Below are 15,777 nucleotides of genomic sequence, written 5' to 3' on the forward strand. Positions count from 1 at the left end.
CAAGACTCCCCAAGAGGATAGAACCCTCACCCGGCGCTACGCGCCGACCTCTCCCGCAAGCGGGAGAGGTGCACCGTGCCCGCGGCCTTATCGGCTTCCAACAACCTCATCCTCGGTAATACCATGCCTGTGCGCCTGAAGCTGCGAGATATCGCCTTCTTCGAACGTCCCGTGCATTTCGCGCGGCCGTTCCGCTTTGGCGCGATCACGATCAACGGGACGCCGCAGCTGTTCGTGCGCGTGGAGATCGAGGTCGAGGGCAGGGGAAGCGCGGTCGGCGCCAGCGCCGAGCTGCTGGTGCCGAAATGGTTCGACAAGCGGCCGGAGCTGTCACCGGCGCAGACGGTCGACGGGCTGCGAAGATCGCTTCAGATCGCACGCGAGCTTTATCTGGCGCGGACTGGATTTCTGACGGCGTTCGATCTGCATGCTTCCTGCATCGGTGCTCAGGTAGCGACTTGTGCGAAAAGGAATATTCCGGCGCTTGCTGCGGCTTATGGCCCTGCGGAAATCGACAAAGCGATCCTCGATGGGCTGCTTCGCGCCGTCAAGACCAACTTTTTTGACGGCATGACCGGCAACATTGCCGGCATTGATGCGCGGCTTTCGCCTGACCTGAAGGAAACAGACTTCTCGACGTTTCTCTCCGGCCGAAAGCCGCTGCCGCGCGTTGCAATCAGGCATACCGTCGGTCTCGACGACGCAGTTGAAGGCGAGGGCGGCGTCGCCGATGTCCGCGACAACGCCGATGCGCGCTATTTCAAGCTGAAGCTCTCCGGCGATCCTGCGGCCGATGCGGCGCGGCTAGCGCGTATCGGCAAGGAACTCGATACGCTCGGGTATGAGTACAAAGTGACCCTCGATGCGAACGAGCAATATGCCGATCTCGCGGCGTTGCGTACGCTGGTCGATCGGCTTGATTGTGAGGCCACGCTGCGGTCGATCTCGTCACGTCTGCTTTATATCGAGCAACCGATGCCGCGCGACGTCACGCGGCAGTCGCCGCTCGGCTCGCTCGCGGGGCGCGGCTTCATCATCGATGAGGCCGATGATTCCTACGACGCGTTCCCATCCGCGCGTGCGCTCGGCTATCACGGCATCTCCTCGAAGTCCTGCAAGGGGCTCTACAAGTCCATCGTCAACGCGACCCGCGCGGCGAAATGGAGCGCGGACGGCGAAAAATTCTTTGTGACCGGCGAAGATCTGACCTGCCAGCCCGGTCTCGCCCTGCAACAGGATCTGGCACTCGGCGCGCTGCTCTGCCTCGAACACGCCGAGCGCAACGGCCATCACTACGTCGACGGCTTCGGCGATGCGCCCGCCACGGAAGCCCAAGCCTTCGCGGCCGCGCATCCCGATCTCTATGCCGACACCGGCCAAGGCATCCGGCTCAACATTCACCACGGCGATCTCCTGACGGGATCGCTTCACGCAACGGGCTTTGCGACGTCGGTCCATCCGGACTGGTCGGCGCTGGCCCCGCTCGAACAGCCAAAGTCACCTTGGGAGTAATTGGCATGACCACCCAACGCCTCGGCCTCATCATGAACGGCATCACCGGCCGCATGGGGCTCAACCAGCATCTGATCCGCTCCATCGTCGCGATCCGCGACCAGGGCGGCGTCCGGCTCAAGAACGGCGATCGCGTGATGCCCGATCCGATCCTGGTCGGCCGCAGTGCCGACAAGGTCGAGCGGCTCGCCAAGCAGTTCAACATCACCCGCTGGACCACCGATCTTGATGCGGCGCTCGCCGACAAGAACGACACCATGTTCTTCGACGCCGCGACCACGCAGGCGCGGCCCGGCCTGCTGACGCAGGCCATCAATGCCGGCAAGCACGTCTATTGCGAGAAGCCGATTGCGACGAATTTTGAGGAAGCCCTGGAGGTCGTCAAGCTCGCCAACGCCAAGGGCGTCAAGCACGGCACGGTGCAGGACAAGCTGTTCCTGCCGGGCCTGAAGAAGATCGCCTTCCTGCGCGACTCCGGCTTCTTCGGCCGCATCCTCTCGGTGCGCGGCGAGTTCGGCTATTGGGTGTTCGAGGGCGGCTGGCAGGAGGCGCAGCGGCCGTCCTGGAATTATCGCAGCGAAGACGGCGGCGGCATCATTCTGGATATGGTCTGCCATTGGCGCTACGTGCTCGACAATCTCTTCGGCGAGGTCGAGAGCGTGATGTGCATCGGCAACACCGACATTCCCGAGCGCTATGACGAGCAGGGCCGGAAGTACAAGGCGACCGCCGACGATTCCGCCTATGCCACGTTCCAGCTCAAGGGCGGAATCATCGCCCATATCAACATGTCCTGGGTCACGCGGGTCTATCGCGACGACCTCGTCACCTTCCAGGTCGACGGCACGCTCGGCTCTGCGGTCGCGGGCCTCTCCGACTGCGTGATCCAGGCGCGGCAGGCGACGCCCCGGCCGGTGTGGAATCCGGACGAGAAACGGCTGCACGATTTCTACGGCGACTGGCAGAAGCTGCCCGACAACGTCACCTACGACAACGGCTTCAAGGAGCAGTGGGAGATGTTCATCCGTCACGTCTATGAGGACGCGCCCTACAAGTTCACGCTGCTCGAAGGTGCCAAGGGCGTGCAGCTCGCCGAATCCGCACTGAAGAGCTGGAAGGAGCGGCGCTGGATCGACGTCGCGCCGATCAAGATCTGAGATCTATTGGATAAGTCTCGATGTTTGTTGAGTCGTCATTGCGAGCGAAGCGAAGCAATCCAGAATGCCTCCACGAAGAAAGTCTGGATTGCTTCGTCGCTTCACTCCTCGCAATGACGGGGAGAGGCCCGAAATCATGAACAAGCCCGTCCTGCCGATGTCGTCCCTGTCGTTGAAGCTGCCAAAGGCCGACCGCTCGATCGAGGTCTACCGGCTCGCGGCGTCACGAACCTTTCCCGCCAAGCTCGAGGGCACGCTGAACCGCATCGCGTTCTCGGCCGTGCATACGGTCGTCGATCCCTTCGCCGACAACGATCCCTGGCTGTCGGTCGCCGTCGACTGGGACAAGACCATCGCCTTCCGGGAGCACGTCTGGGACCTCGGCCTTGGCGTTGCCGAGGCCATGGATACCGCGCAGCGCGGCATGGGGCTGGACTGGCCGACGTCGCTGGAGCTGATCACCCGTTCAGTCGCTGCCGCTAGGCGGCGCAACGCGCTGGTATTCTCCGGCGCCGGCACCGATCACCTTGTGGTGGAGGATGCCAAGAGCCTCGACGACGTGATCCGCGCCTATGAGGAGCAGATCTCGGCGGTCGAGAAAGTCGGCGGCCGCATCATCCTGATGGCGTCGCGCGCGCTGGCGAAGCTCGGCCGCAACGCCGACGATTATGCGAAGATCTATGACCGCGTGCTGTCGCAAGTCCGCGAGCCCGTGATCATCCACTGGCTCGGCGACATGTTCGATCCGGCGCTGACAGGATATTGGGGCACGAAAGATCTCGACAAGGCGATGGACACCGCGGTTGCCATCATCAACGGCAACGCCGCCAAGATCGACGGCGTAAAAGTCTCGCTGCTCGACAAGCAGCGCGAGATCGACATGCGCCGTCGCCTGGACAAGCGCATCAAGATGTACACCGGCGACGACTTCAACTATGCGGAGCTGATCGCTGGCGATAGCCAAGGCTTCTCGCACGCGCTGCTCGGCATCTTCGATGCGATCGCGCCGGCGGCGTCCTATGCGCTGTCGCGGCTTGCGGCCGGCGATGAAGCCGGCTTCCACGACGTGCTGGGGCCGACCGTGCCGCTGTCGCGGCACATCTTCAAGGCGCCGACGCGCTTTTACAAGACCGGCGTGGTGTTCATGGCCTACCTCAACGGCCACCAGGATCATTTCACCATGGCCGGCGGCCAGGAGAGCACGCGCTCGATGCTGCATCTGGCCGAGCTGTTCCGTCTGGCCGACAAGGCCGGCCTGCTCGCCAATCCGGAGCTGGCGACGCGGCGGATGAAGACGGTGCTGGCTTCGCACGGGATCGAACCCTGATGCGCGATTTTTCGTCCGACCATCGCTGGCTGTCGCTGAACACGGCGACGGTCCGCAAGCAGGGTGACCTCGTCGAGATCATCGACGCCTGCGCGCGTCAGGGCATCCGCGCCATCGATCCCTGGCGCGACCAGGTCGCGGCAGTCGGCTTAGAACGCGCCGTGCGTGCGGTGCGCGAGGCCGGCCTCGAGCTTTCGGGCTATTGCCGCGGCGGCATGTTCACGTCCGACGCCGCGCGCCGAGGCGAGGTGCGCGACGACAATCGCCGCTGCGTCGATGAAGCCAAGGCGCTCGGCGCGCCCTGCATCGTGCTGGTCGTCGGCGGCTTGCCGCAATATTCGCGGCCGGGCAGCGAGACATCGAAGGACATCGCCGGCGCGCGAACCCAGGTCGAAGAGGCGCTGGCCGACATGCTCGATTACGCCAGACAGGCAAAGCTGCCACTCGCGATCGAGCCGCTGCATCCGGCTTACGCCGCGGACCGGGCCTGCGTGAACACGACGAAGCAGGCGCTCGACATCTGCGACCGTCTCGATCCTGATCGCACCGGCATGCTCGGCGTCGCCCTCGACGTCTATCACATCTGGTGGGACCCGGAGCTGATGGGCCAGATCACGCGCGCCGGCAAGGATCGGCTGCTCGCCTTCCATGTCTGTGACTGGCTGGTCCCGACCAGGGACATCCTCAACGACCGCGGCATGATGGGCGACGGCGTCATCGACATCAAATCCGTGCGCGCCGCGGTCGAGGCGCAGGGCTTTGCCGGCTATTCGGAGATCGAGATCTTCTCCAACGATTGGTGGGGCAAGCCGATGGACGAGGTGCTGCGGATCTGCATCGCGCGGCACAAAACGGTGGTGTAGAACGTGGTGAAATCAGCTTCGATCGGCTGTCCGGGCTCGCCGCAGGGCAATCGCATAGGACCCTTTGGGCGGCCTCAGCACGCGCCTCGTCCTTCGAGACGACCGCTCCGCGGTCTCCTCAGGATGAGGCTAAGCGGCAGCGCCGCCCGTCGAAACTGTTGCCGCGCACTTCATCCTCATCCTGAGGAGCCCGCCAAAGCGGGCGTTTAGGAACCTGCGCGGCGGGGCTACTGTCCGTATCCGTCCGAGGCGGGCGACCAAAATCTGAGCCGTCCGCCATTTGAATGAGGTTCGCGCAGGAACCTTGCCCCAGCCTGGGATGTTGGAAAGCGATACAATAACTCAGGAGGAAACTCTCATGAGAACGCTTTTACTGACGGGTGTGCTGGCGGTTGCTGGCTTCGCTATCGCCACGCCGATCTCCAGTGTACCCGCGTCGGCTCAAGTTGCCGTTGATACTCCGCTCGGCGGCGTAAGAGTAGGCCCGGAGCCTCGTTACTACCGAGACTATGATCGACCCGCTTATCGCGCCTACGGATATGATCGCGGATATCGCGGATGCCGCACCGTCACGATCGAGCGTGACGACGGTTCGGTCCGCAGGGTCCGCCGTTGCGACTAGCGGTACCGGACTAGAAGATCGAGCCTCACAAGAGCGTCGAGCCGGTTCTCGCGATCAAGGAACTGGGACTCACCACTAGGGCCGCGTCAGTTGGCGGCCTCATTGTGGCTTGTTGACCGAAGGGCGGCATCAGTATCATCGCTCGCACAACGAGGACCAACCGCGATGTCGGCATGCTCGGCCTCAAGCTGGACGCACGAGCACTTGAAAGATTGGGCGAAGCCTGCGCGTGCACCGGCACCGCTTTCAAAGCCTGGCGCGGGAATCGCTGGTATGCCAATTTAGGGTTGTGCCAAACCCGCGGGAGGTCAAGCATGCGAACGAACATAGTGGGAGCACTTTGCGCCATCGCAATGGTTGCGAGCGCACACGCAGCGGTCAGGGAAGAGCCGGTCACCTACACGGATGGCGAGACCACGATGAAAGGCTTCGTTGTCTACGACGACGCGACCCAGGCCAAGCGGCCCGGCATCGTGATGGTGCACGAATGGTGGGGCATCACCAAGCATATCCACAACGCGGCGCGGAAGTTCGCGGAGCAGGGCTACACAGCCTTCATTGCGGATATGTATGGCGACGGCAAGACCGCCGACAATCCAAAGGACGCTGGCGCGCTCTCGGGGTCGGTGATGAAGGACCCGAAGGTGATGGAGCAGCGCTTCAACGCCGCGCGGCAGCAGCTCGCCAAGCAGGCCTCGGTGAATCCCCAACGGATCGGCGCCGTTGGTTACTGCTTCGGCGGCGCGGTGGTGCTGAACATGGCGCGCGCCGGCGCTGATCTCGCCGCCGCTGCGGGCTTTCACGCATTGCTCGGTCTCAACACTCCCGCACCGGCGCCGGGAACCGTCAAAGCGAAAATCCTCATTCTGAACGGCGCGGACGACCCGTTCGTGAAGCGCGAGCAGTACGATGCGCTCAAGAAGGACTTTGACGCCGCGAAGGCGGATTACCGGATCATCGAGTACCCCGGCGCCGTGCACGCGTTCACGAACCCCGAAGCCACCGAACTCGGCAAGAAGTTCAACTTACCGCTCAGATACGACGCCAAGGCGGATCAGGAAGCGAAGGCCGAAGCAGCCAAGCTCTTCGCCGCAAACCTTCAAAAATAAGCAGAGGGGCCACCCGTAAGGCGGCCCCTTCCATCTGTGGCCGGTTTAGCCGCAGCGGGCTTAGGCGACGGGGAGAATTCGTTAAGGGCGCGTCGAGCGACGACTTGCAGCGGTGCTGGCGCCTGATGTCGCCGGGCACTCGCAGCTGTTGGGGCGGACGAGATCGGCACTCTGGATCCGTATCGTTTGATTACTATCGAATGATTACTATCGAATAACCGACTTAGTTCTATCCAAAGGTGACTTGCTCGCGACGCGTGATCCCGCGAGAATATTGACGGTGACGTGCAATCCAACTCTCGCTCAAAGGAGCAATCCAATGGCACTGAGAAATCTGACGGTTGCAACAACCTTGGCCGCGCTGACCGCTGTCGGCTTGTTCTCATTCTCGCCGGCCGCCTTCGCAGACAAAGTGAAGGACTGCGGGACCACGACAACCGCCGTGACGAACCCGCCTAGTGAAAATGCGGGTTTCACGCAGACGACAACGACCACCCAGACCTCCGCCTGCGGTAGCAGCAGCGACACAGGCCAGCAGATCACGACCACCCCAACCACGAATAAGGGCGGTGGAACTCCCAAGGGCCATTGATGGTCTCCACCGAGGATTGAATAGGAGCGCAACATGCTCAAAACACTTGGATTGGCATTGACGTTGACCGCTGTTGTGTTGTCGTCGGCGGCCCACGCAGACAAAGTAAAGGACTGCGGGACGACGACTACCACGACCTCTGTGACGGACCCGCCCAATGAAAATGCGGGTTTTACGTCGACAACATCGACATCGACCACCCAGACCTCCGCTTGCAATAGCAGCAGCGACACAGGTCAGCAGACCACGACCACGACCACCCCAACCACCAACAAGGGCGGTGGAACTCCGCAGGGCCATTAGAGCGAGCTACGCGCGCTCTAATAGACCAAGTGGCCGGGCGGCTCCTTGGGAGCCGCCCCTCCTCTCGCAAGATGGTCTCTGATGAAGCTGCTGCTCGGATCTCTGCTCGCTGTCGGATTGGGGATGGCGGCATACAATCGGGCGCTTCTCCCCGAGAGCGCGTGGGATTTCACTTGGACTCAAGCGGCACAGTACGTCCCCGAATTATGGATGAATGCCCCTCCTGAAGCTCCTAAATACCTCCTTGCGCCGGTGCGCCGGGGAGACATCACCACGACCGTGACGGCGAGTGGCGCGTTGTCGGCAATCACGACCGTCCTCGTCAGTTCACAAGTGTCCGGGCAAATGCTCCGGATCCTCGCGGACTACAACGCTGAGGTGCGTCGGGGCGACGTGATCGCTCAGATCGATCCTCTCAGCTTCCAGATCGCTTTGGAGCAAGCCCAAAGCGAATTGAGAGTCGCCGAAGCGGCCGTGGTGATTCAGGAGCGTGTTCAGGAAAAGGCGGCCGCCGATCTCGCCAGTGCCGCCGCCGCAACGGAAAGGGCTCACTTCGCAACCGAGCGCGAGCGCATCGTCCTCACTGAAGCCCAGCGCGACCTGGAGCGCAAGCGTACCTTGGCCAAGGGGGACAACGTCTCGCAGGTTGACTTATCCAGAACTCAGGCTGCCTCCGACATGGCGGTTCAAAACTACAAATCAGCTGAGGCCGACGAGCGCACCAAGATCGCACTCGCGCAAGCGGCCGAGTCGGCGCGCCGCTCGGCCGAGGCGCAGATCACTCATGCCAACGCGGTCGTGCAGCAAAGGCGGGCGGCCTTAAAGGCTGCGCAGACCGAGCTGGAGCGTACCAAGATCCGCTCGCCCGTCGATGGAGTAGTGATCGGGCGCACCATCGAGGAAGGCCAGCAGGTCACTGTCACCCTGCAGACCCAAACGCTGTTCACGGTCGCTCAGGACCTCCGCGAGATGCAGATTAAGATTTCAGTCGATGAGGCCGACATCGGCAGGGTTCGAGAGGGGCAGCCGGTCATCTACACGGTGGACAGCTTCCCCGGCCGCGAGTTCCGGGCCGAGGTGAAGCAGATCCGTAAGGACTCCCAGGAGAAGCAGAATGTGATCACCTACGTAGTGGTCGCCAACGCGCCGAACCCGGACAAGATGCTGATGCCCGGAATGACGGCTAACGCCCGCATTGTCATCGACGTCCACACGAACGTGCATAAGGTGCCCGTCGCCGCATTGCGCTTTGCCCCATCCGGAGAGCGCGGACCAGAAGCTTCACACCTCTGGACCTTGGATGAGGATCAACGGCCGAGGCCGCTTCCCGTTCGAGTGGGGCTGTCGGACGGCAGCATGGTCGAGGTCTCCATCGCCGAGCCAGTCGAGCAGGTCATCGTCGGGGTCGATCAGAGAGAGCCGTCGCCCACCATCGCGCGGCGGATCATCGGGAGCATGTAGATGCCGCTGGTGACCGTCTCAGATCTGACAAAAACCTACGTTGTGGGCGAGACGGCGGTGCCTGCGCTCCGGGGTGTGTCGCTCGCCATCGATAGCGGTGAATTTGTAGCTATCATGGGCTCCTCGGGCTCCGGCAAGTCCACATTGATGAACCTCCTCGGCTGCCTCGATACCCCCAGCAGCGGCACTTATCACCTCGCCGGACGGGATGTGCTGCGCCTGTCGAGCAACAAGCTGGCGGAGCTCCGCAATACGAGCATCGGATTCGTGTTCCAGCAGTTCAATTTGCTGGCGCGAGCAACGGCGCTGGAAAACGTCGAGCTTCCGATGATTTATGCCGGTCTTTGGCGACGCGAACGCAAACGCCGGGCGCGCAAGGCCATGGCGGAGGTGGGCCTCTCCGAACGCGAGCACCATCGGCCGTCGCAGTTGTCGGGCGGGCAGCAGCAACGGGTCGCGATAGCCCGCGCGCTGGTGAACCAGCCGCTTCTTCTGCTCGCCGACGAACCCACTGGTGCGCTCGACTCTGTCACTTCCGAGGAGATCATGGCCGGCCTGGTCCGCCTCAACGAGGGCGGGCTCACGGTGATCGTCGTGACTCACGACGCCGAGGTCGCCCGCTATGCACGGCGGATCATCCACTTCAAGGATGGCAGAGTAATATCCGATGACCTCAACCAAGGTATGCAGGCTGCGGCGTGAAACTCGTCAACAGCACCCTCGCGGCGTTGCGCGCCGTTCGCGTCAACAAGCTGCGCAGCGGCCTGACCATGCTCGGCATCGTTCTTGGAGTATCATCGGTGACCGTGATGATGGCGGTCGGGGGCGGGGCGAGCCAGCGCATCCAGACCGAAATGCGCAATCTCGGGGCCAACACGATCGTGTTGAACTCGGGGGCGCTGAAGAGCAGCGGCGTGTCCAAGGGACAGGGGTCGCGACCGAGCGTGACGCTCGCCGACGCGCAGGCCATCGCGAACGAAGTCGCTGCTGTGGTCGCCGCCTCGCCACAGCACAACTTCGCGGGGATGCAACTCATCTATGGCAATGCGAACTGGTCCACCCTGGTCGCCGGTACGACGCCCGAGTATCTCACTATCCGCAACTGGGCCGTAAACCGGGGCCGCGCTATCGACCGTGAGGACGTGCTTCAGGGCAGCAAGGTGGTCTTGCTCGGGCGGACCGTGGCCGAAAAACTGTTTGGCAATCAGAGCCCGGTGGGGCAGGAAATCCGTATCAATCGCATTCCGATGACGGTGATCGGCGAACTGGCCGCCAAGGGGCAAAGCTTGGCTGGGCTCGATACCGACGATACCGCCGTCATCCCGATCTCGACCGCGTTCAATCGGGTCATCGGGCGAAATCCGGCCAATCCTCGGGCGATCTCCGGCGTGATTATCAAAGTTCGCGACGGCGCCAACATGGCTTCGGCCTTCGCCGAGATTCGTCAGGTCGTGCGCGAGCGCCACGGTCTCCTGCCGGCTCAGGAGGACGATTTTCACCTGATCAACCTCACAGAGGTGATGCGGGCGAAGGAGGACTCGGCACGGGCGCTCGGGATTCTGCTTGCCGCTATCGCGTCCGTGTCGCTTCTGGTTGGTGGGATCGGCATCATGAACATAATGCTCGTCTCGGTCACCGAGCGGATCCGCGAAATCGGGCTGCGGCTTGCGGTTGGAGCCCGGAGAAGCGACATCTTGGGCCAATTCTTGGTCGAGGCGACGATACTTTCCCTGATCGGTGGCATCGCTGGGGTCACCCTGGGCTTGGGCGGCGCCGTGGCCGTCGAGCACTACGCGAATCTGCGCGTGGTGCTCAACGGACAGCTGAGCCTTATCGCCATGACCCTCGCGGCTGGAGTGGGCATTTTCTTCGGCTTCTACCCGGCCTGGAAGGCGTCACTGCTGCAACCCGTCGAAGCCCTGCGCTCGGACTGAAGTGCATCTGCGGGCTAGTTCTTTCGCTGGAGCCTTGCTGCAGCCGCAGGATCCGAAATGGTCGGCTCCCCTTCGCGGCGCGCTTCATTGCCCGATTCCGGCATCCCTGCGCGTGCACCAGCCATGGACATCGCCAACTGCGTTCTGCCGCCGACGCGAAGTTTCCCGTAAATGTGATGCAAATGCATCTTCACGGTGCCTTCTGACAAACGGAGCTTGCTAGCGATCTCCTTGTTGCGCAAGCCTCGCAAGATGAGGTGCACGATATCGGCTTCGCGCAACGTCAGGTTGCTTGTTTTTAGTGAGGACCGTTCAGCTGTTGCTAGGTGGTGCAACAGGTCAGGGTCGAGCCATTTTCGGCCGCGGGACACGCTCTGGACACAATCGATCAAAATGCTGGCGCGGGCCCCGCTCAATAGAATTCCGTCCACGTCAAGCTCCAGCAGATCCGCGGCCATTATCGTGCCGCGCTCCTCGAGCAGAAAAATGATTGAACGGGAAGTGCTGTGGGCTCGGAGTTCCGAAACCATTTTCGCGGCCTCGTGCTGGACGACGCTTTCTGCGAGCAGAACAATATCCGGATGATAGGTGTTCAAGGAGCGCAGGAGCTCATCTTCGCAAAGGCAGCGCGCCACTACCTTATGGCCGCTCGGCTGCAAAAGGGCCTCGATTCCGGCTCCTGCGATATCATCGTGAGTGGCGATCACCAGCGTGGCCAATTCGCCGGTCGGGAGCACTTGGGAGCCACAGTCGCTATCTCCCTCAAACGACACAACGGGCTTGATGAAATGAGAGCGGTCAAATTTCGCACGCATGACGTATTCCTACTAACACCGAAATTTGTTGTAATTCGAACAGCTGCCCGACCCCCGGGGCTCGTTGCATTTTCTGCGTAGACGATGATCAAAACGAGGTAGATTGCGTTGGCGTTAATTCGTTGAAAACTACCGATGTCGGTCTCATCAAGAAACGGAGTACCCGCGTTGTCGCGCCACAGTGGCTCCGGTGCTTTTCCTGAAACCATTGAGGCAAGAGCGGCGCTGCTCTGACCGCGAGGTCCAGGACAGCAGCAACTTGTCCATTTAAAGTATCGAATGCTGGCCGGTTGCCTCAAAGGCACCGGTCGGCTGCGAGACATTATCGGGTGCGGTCACGGCGTTACTCCTTTTGCTAACGCAAGGAGGATTGCGGAAACGCGTTTAGGCTTGGGAATGCATTATTTTTAGACTCTACCGACGACATTCGCAATTGCCCTGGCAGCGTTATGGCAGCTCTGCTTGGCATTTCCGGCCAGATCGAAAATTTACATCGGCAATTTACGCATGATCCTGTCTGCGCTTGCGAGGCAGCCACGCGAGTAGACGCTGGACCAATGGCTACACAGGAAGTGAAGCAGTAAATTTGCTCTTTTTCAACTTGTCATTCCCCGAAGGGCGAAACGTCGCGGGTGTAGATCTGGTTCCATGAGGGAACACAGCTGCTGAAGCGGCTTCGAGAGGATTTGTCTTCTGTCGGCCAAGCGAAATGTTGTTTGCATGAGTCCACTCTGAAGAGATTTTGTCCTTCAAATCAGTCGATTTTTTCGCCTCTGTCAAAGTCAGTTTCGCAGGTCGACGCTCGAAAGTCGGCTTATGGCCCATCGCGACATTGCTGCGATTGCACAAAGCCGGTCGGTATCGGAGCGAAGCGGACATCGCCGAAGATTGAAGATTTATGAGTACGTGCCCTAGTCGTGAAAAGCGGTGCGGCGCGACATCGACGCGGCCACCAAGATCCGCGAGCGTCTTTCGGCTTAGATCGTTGAGTTCGAGCAAGCGATCAGCCGTCACGCGGCTGGTGCGAAGCAAGCCGCTTTGACCGGCGATGACGCCGGCCTTGACCGAGCGGAGGCGGCAGTTGGCTCGCGAGCGAACGAAGAAGGTTTAGATTGCGTGGGGCGGCGGTTCGGTGTGCTGACGCGATGATTGCCATTCTCGGCGAACAGGAGGCTACGTCGTATACGGCGCCGAAGCGGCCAGCTCGTGTGAATCAGCGAGCTGGTTAGAGTACCACCAATGATGACGTGGACAGCCATCAGCTTTCAGGCAGAATGTCATCACCCCGATGCCGCAGCCTCGCCACAGTGTGCGCCAGATCGGATGCGGTAATCAGTGGCACAACGATCAGCAGGCACGGCGGATGTACCCATGCCTGGTGATCTTGAATGGCCCCGACGTGTAATCGTCGGGGCCATTGTTGTGATCGGCGTGTCAAGGCTAGCGACTTTTGCCGAGGCCCCGGCGTGGTCCGGCCCCGGACCTGTCTTACTGCGGCGAAAAAGAAAGACCGCCCGAAGGCGGTCTTGCAGTCCAATGCGCCGGGCCAAAATAGTTTCGGGATCAAACTTTGTCCGGCCCAGGCTGATCGGAAGCTAACCACTATGCAGGGACGGGCCGCTCACAATTAAAATTTCAGTCCTGAAATGGAACACCTGCGACTTAGGAACCCGCCGTCAGATGCGAGCTTTGTTGCATGCCTGCGTACAGCGCAGACCGAAGGGCCGCCGCGCTGAGAACTCGACAATGCCCCAGGGCTGGAGCTGCCCACCTCGAATAAAGGTAATGCTTCGACGCTAGGACTGGAGCCGTTACCTTTCCAACGAGCGCTTCTGACGTGGGAGCCTCTGGGCTCTGGACGCGCGGTCATTCTGCACAGCGCCTTTACTATTCGCTGAAAAGTCAGACGATTGCGCTATCACCGATACACCGTCAAACACCGGACTATCACTCGTCAATTCAGTCTGCGAAGTTGCGACAACACAAATGCGCTGTAGGCAAACAAGCGCGAAGGGAGGTTCGCAGTGGAGGCAGTGGAGAAGGTACGACGCTTGCGTGCGATGGGTTCGCTGTGCCGCCAACAGGCCGCGTACAACAGCATGAACAAATGGAAGCTGCTCGCAGAAGCAGAATACTGGGATCACCTAGCCCATCTTGAGCTGTCTTCTTATTTCCAGCAATGCAACGCCATTAGCTCGAATGAGAGAGAGCAGCCTCAAGCGATCACAAACACGAATGACGCTCAACGGGCGATTTCCGCCGCGTGAGGACGTAACGAGCCTGTCGCTTGCACTCCGTACCACCGCACTTCTCACAGGGAGCCGCGGCCCGGACACGGATATTCTCGTCGAGCTTTGAGGCTGGGCGATTACGTGACCCACGTCGTTCGGCCGCTGCGCAATTGCAACGAGAGAGTGCGACGCTGCCGCTCATGGGCCTGCGACCTGTTGCAGCGTGTTGAAGCGCGCCTTCTGCTCGCTGCTCAGCGTGGCATAGAACTCGTCCAGGGCGGGTTCGACCAGCTTGGCGGCCTGAAGCATGCCCCTTTGAATTGACTTCCGCGTTTGGCGGCAGAACGGGCATTGGTCGGAGTTACTGCTGGCAGGCCCGGTCGCGAATGAGCCGAAGCGGTCGTCACCCGGCTGGGCGGCGCGCTGCTCGGATATCAATGGTTCACCCGACGCTGGCGAGGTCCCGGCGCCCGTCAGCGCGGTAAACGGTTGCCAGCACTAAAGGCTGCGAAGTACGGTGGAGGGACAGGCTCATCTAGAAATGGGTCGGGACGGGGAGAAAAACGCATCATGACTTTACGCAGTTCTCTTTGCATCATGTGCCTGGCCGGCATCGTCGGCAGCGGCCTGGCGCAGGCCGGAACCAGCGATATCCTGATCGGCCTCGACAGCAAGATCACCTATGGTCCCGAAGGGCAGATGAACGGCGCTCCGGGTAATGACGCTGTGCTGGTCCTGGATATCTCCGACCCCGCCAAACCCAAGATCCGCGCCAGCCTGCCGCTGGCGAATTCCCTGCTGGGCCCGCCAACCAACCTGCAGATCACACCAGACGGCAAGCTGGGCCTGGTCGCCAATTCCGTGGTTCACGTGCAGGACGGGAACTCCTGGAAGCCGGTCCCGGATGACAAACTGTACGTTATTGACCTCACTGCCGACCCGCCGAAATTGATCGACACGATTACCGTGGGGCGGCAGCCGTCCGGTCTGTCGATCTCCAGGAAGGGCGACCTCGCGTTGATCGCCAATCGAGACGGCAAGAGTGTCTCCGTTGTCTCGATCCAGGGCTTGACGGTCAAAACCGTAGGCGAGGTACCGCTGGAGCAACAGGCTGCCGCCGTTGTCTTCGCACCCGACGGCAAGCGCGCCTTTGTCTGCCTGAACCTTGCGAACAAGATCGGAGTGTTGGCGATCGACGGACAAAACGTGACCTACGACAAGTCGATGGACATTCCATCGGCATTCAATCCTTACAACATCGACATCACACCAGACGGCAAATACGTCATCGCCTCGAACACGGGCGCACAAAAGAACAACGCAGACGCCGAGGTGATCATCGAAGCGACCGGCCCACATCCCCACGTGGTCGACGTGATGACCCCTGGTATCGGACCGGAAGGCTTCGCCATCGCGCCGGATGGGAAGACCGCAGCCACCCCGCTGCTGCTCGGCACCGCGGCCAAGGACAGCGACTGGTTCAAGACCAAGGCCGGCGAACTCGTTCTGATGTCGATCGGCACCGATGGCAAGCTGACGGTGACTGCGCGTGCGCCGCTCGGCGGCCTGCCGGAGGGTATCGCTTACAGTCCGAACAGCGACTACCTGTATGTGGCCAACTATTTCGAGAAGGACTTGCAGGTGTTTCAGCTCGTCAGCGGCAAGCTGACCGAGTTAGGGCCCAGGCTGAAGCTGCCAGGCCAGCCGGCATCGATGCGTGCGCCAGCGCGGTAGGCATGCGTGCCCTTTCCGCGGACTCGGTCCGCGGAAAGGGACTGCCGCCAAGCGGACCCCACACCTTCCGATCCCAGGAGGGCCGCACTCATGGGCTTGCGATCTGTTGCAGCGTGT

The 15,777-nt window shown here is 61.5% G+C and carries 13 protein-coding genes; 10 read left to right on the plus strand and 3 right to left on the minus strand.

Annotation, left to right across the window (positions count from 1 at the left end; genetic code table 11):
• The first annotated feature begins 123 nt into the window (after positions 1-123).
• From GWG65_RS00635 to GWG65_RS00655, 5 genes are all read left to right on the plus strand, one after another.
• Positions 124-1,512, plus strand: coding sequence for a hypothetical protein (locus GWG65_RS00635; protein WP_275193559.1), 1,389 nt, complete (start codon positions 124-126; stop codon positions 1,510-1,512).
• A gap of 5 nt (positions 1,513-1,517) precedes the next feature.
• Complete coding sequence (locus GWG65_RS00640) at positions 1,518-2,669, plus strand: Gfo/Idh/MocA family oxidoreductase (RefSeq protein ID WP_275193353.1); 1,152 nt, start codon at positions 1,518-1,520, stop codon at positions 2,667-2,669.
• 136 nt (positions 2,670-2,805) lie between these two features.
• The gene (locus GWG65_RS00645; RefSeq protein ID WP_275193354.1) at positions 2,806-3,996 is read left to right on the plus strand and encodes a dihydrodipicolinate synthase family protein; all 1,191 of its coding nucleotides are present in this window, start codon (positions 2,806-2,808) and stop codon (positions 3,994-3,996) included.
• Complete coding sequence (locus GWG65_RS00650) at positions 3,996-4,859, plus strand: sugar phosphate isomerase/epimerase family protein (RefSeq protein ID WP_275193355.1); 864 nt, start codon at positions 3,996-3,998, stop codon at positions 4,857-4,859. Before GWG65_RS00645 ends, GWG65_RS00650 begins: the two co-directional genes overlap by 1 nt.
• Before the next feature lie 795 nt (positions 4,860-5,654).
• The gene (locus tag GWG65_RS00655) at positions 5,655-6,590 is read left to right on the plus strand and encodes a dienelactone hydrolase family protein (RefSeq protein WP_275193356.1); all 936 of its coding nucleotides are present in this window, start codon (positions 5,655-5,657) and stop codon (positions 6,588-6,590) included.
• A 303-nt stretch (positions 6,591-6,893) separates the two neighbouring features.
• Here GWG65_RS00655 and GWG65_RS00660 read toward each other — a convergent pair whose 3' ends face one another.
• Positions 6,894-7,382, minus strand: a complete 489-nt coding sequence (locus GWG65_RS00660; RefSeq protein WP_275193357.1) for a hypothetical protein — start codon at positions 7,380-7,382, stop codon at positions 6,894-6,896.
• A 184-nt stretch (positions 7,383-7,566) separates the two neighbouring features.
• On the opposite strand from GWG65_RS00660, the gene GWG65_RS00665 reads away from it, so the two are divergent.
• From GWG65_RS00665 to GWG65_RS00675, 3 genes are read left to right on the plus strand one after another with little or no spacing between them, the layout of a single operon-like run.
• Positions 7,567-8,946 (plus strand): efflux RND transporter periplasmic adaptor subunit, encoded by a 1,380-nt coding sequence (locus GWG65_RS00665; protein ID WP_275193358.1) that lies wholly within the window; start codon positions 7,567-7,569, stop codon positions 8,944-8,946.
• Positions 8,947-9,648 (plus strand): ABC transporter ATP-binding protein, encoded by a 702-nt coding sequence (locus GWG65_RS00670; RefSeq protein ID WP_275193359.1) that lies wholly within the window; start codon positions 8,947-8,949, stop codon positions 9,646-9,648.
• Positions 9,645-10,880 carry an ABC transporter permease gene (locus GWG65_RS00675; protein WP_275193360.1) on the plus strand — a complete coding sequence of 412 codons (1,236 nt, stop codon included), beginning with the start codon at positions 9,645-9,647 and terminating at the stop codon, positions 10,878-10,880. Before GWG65_RS00670 ends, GWG65_RS00675 begins: the two co-directional genes overlap by 4 nt.
• 14 nt (positions 10,881-10,894) lie before the next feature.
• Here the strand turns inward: GWG65_RS00675 and GWG65_RS00680 are convergent, their stop codons facing one another.
• Complete coding sequence (locus GWG65_RS00680) at positions 10,895-11,695, minus strand: response regulator transcription factor (RefSeq protein WP_275193361.1); 801 nt, start codon at positions 11,693-11,695, stop codon at positions 10,895-10,897.
• 2,033 nt (positions 11,696-13,728) lie between these two features.
• Here GWG65_RS00680 and GWG65_RS00685 point away from each other — a divergent pair.
• Positions 13,729-13,962, plus strand: a complete 234-nt coding sequence (locus GWG65_RS00685; protein ID WP_275193560.1) for a hypothetical protein — start codon at positions 13,729-13,731, stop codon at positions 13,960-13,962.
• Positions 13,963-14,124: 162 nt separating this feature from the next.
• Here GWG65_RS00685 and GWG65_RS00690 read toward each other — a convergent pair whose 3' ends face one another.
• Positions 14,125-14,364 (minus strand): Spy/CpxP family protein refolding chaperone, encoded by a 240-nt coding sequence (locus GWG65_RS00690; RefSeq protein ID WP_275193362.1) that lies wholly within the window; start codon positions 14,362-14,364, stop codon positions 14,125-14,127.
• 159 nt (positions 14,365-14,523) lie between these two features.
• Between GWG65_RS00690 and GWG65_RS00695 the strand changes: the two genes are divergently transcribed.
• Positions 14,524-15,660 carry a YncE family protein gene (locus tag GWG65_RS00695; protein ID WP_275193363.1) on the plus strand — a complete coding sequence of 379 codons (1,137 nt, stop codon included), beginning with the start codon at positions 14,524-14,526 and terminating at the stop codon, positions 15,658-15,660.
• Positions 15,661-15,777: the final 117 nt, after the last annotated feature.

The sequence above is a fragment of the Bradyrhizobium sp. CSA207 genome, assembly GCF_029051685.1.
Classification (GTDB): Bacteria; Pseudomonadota; Alphaproteobacteria; order Rhizobiales; family Xanthobacteraceae; genus Bradyrhizobium.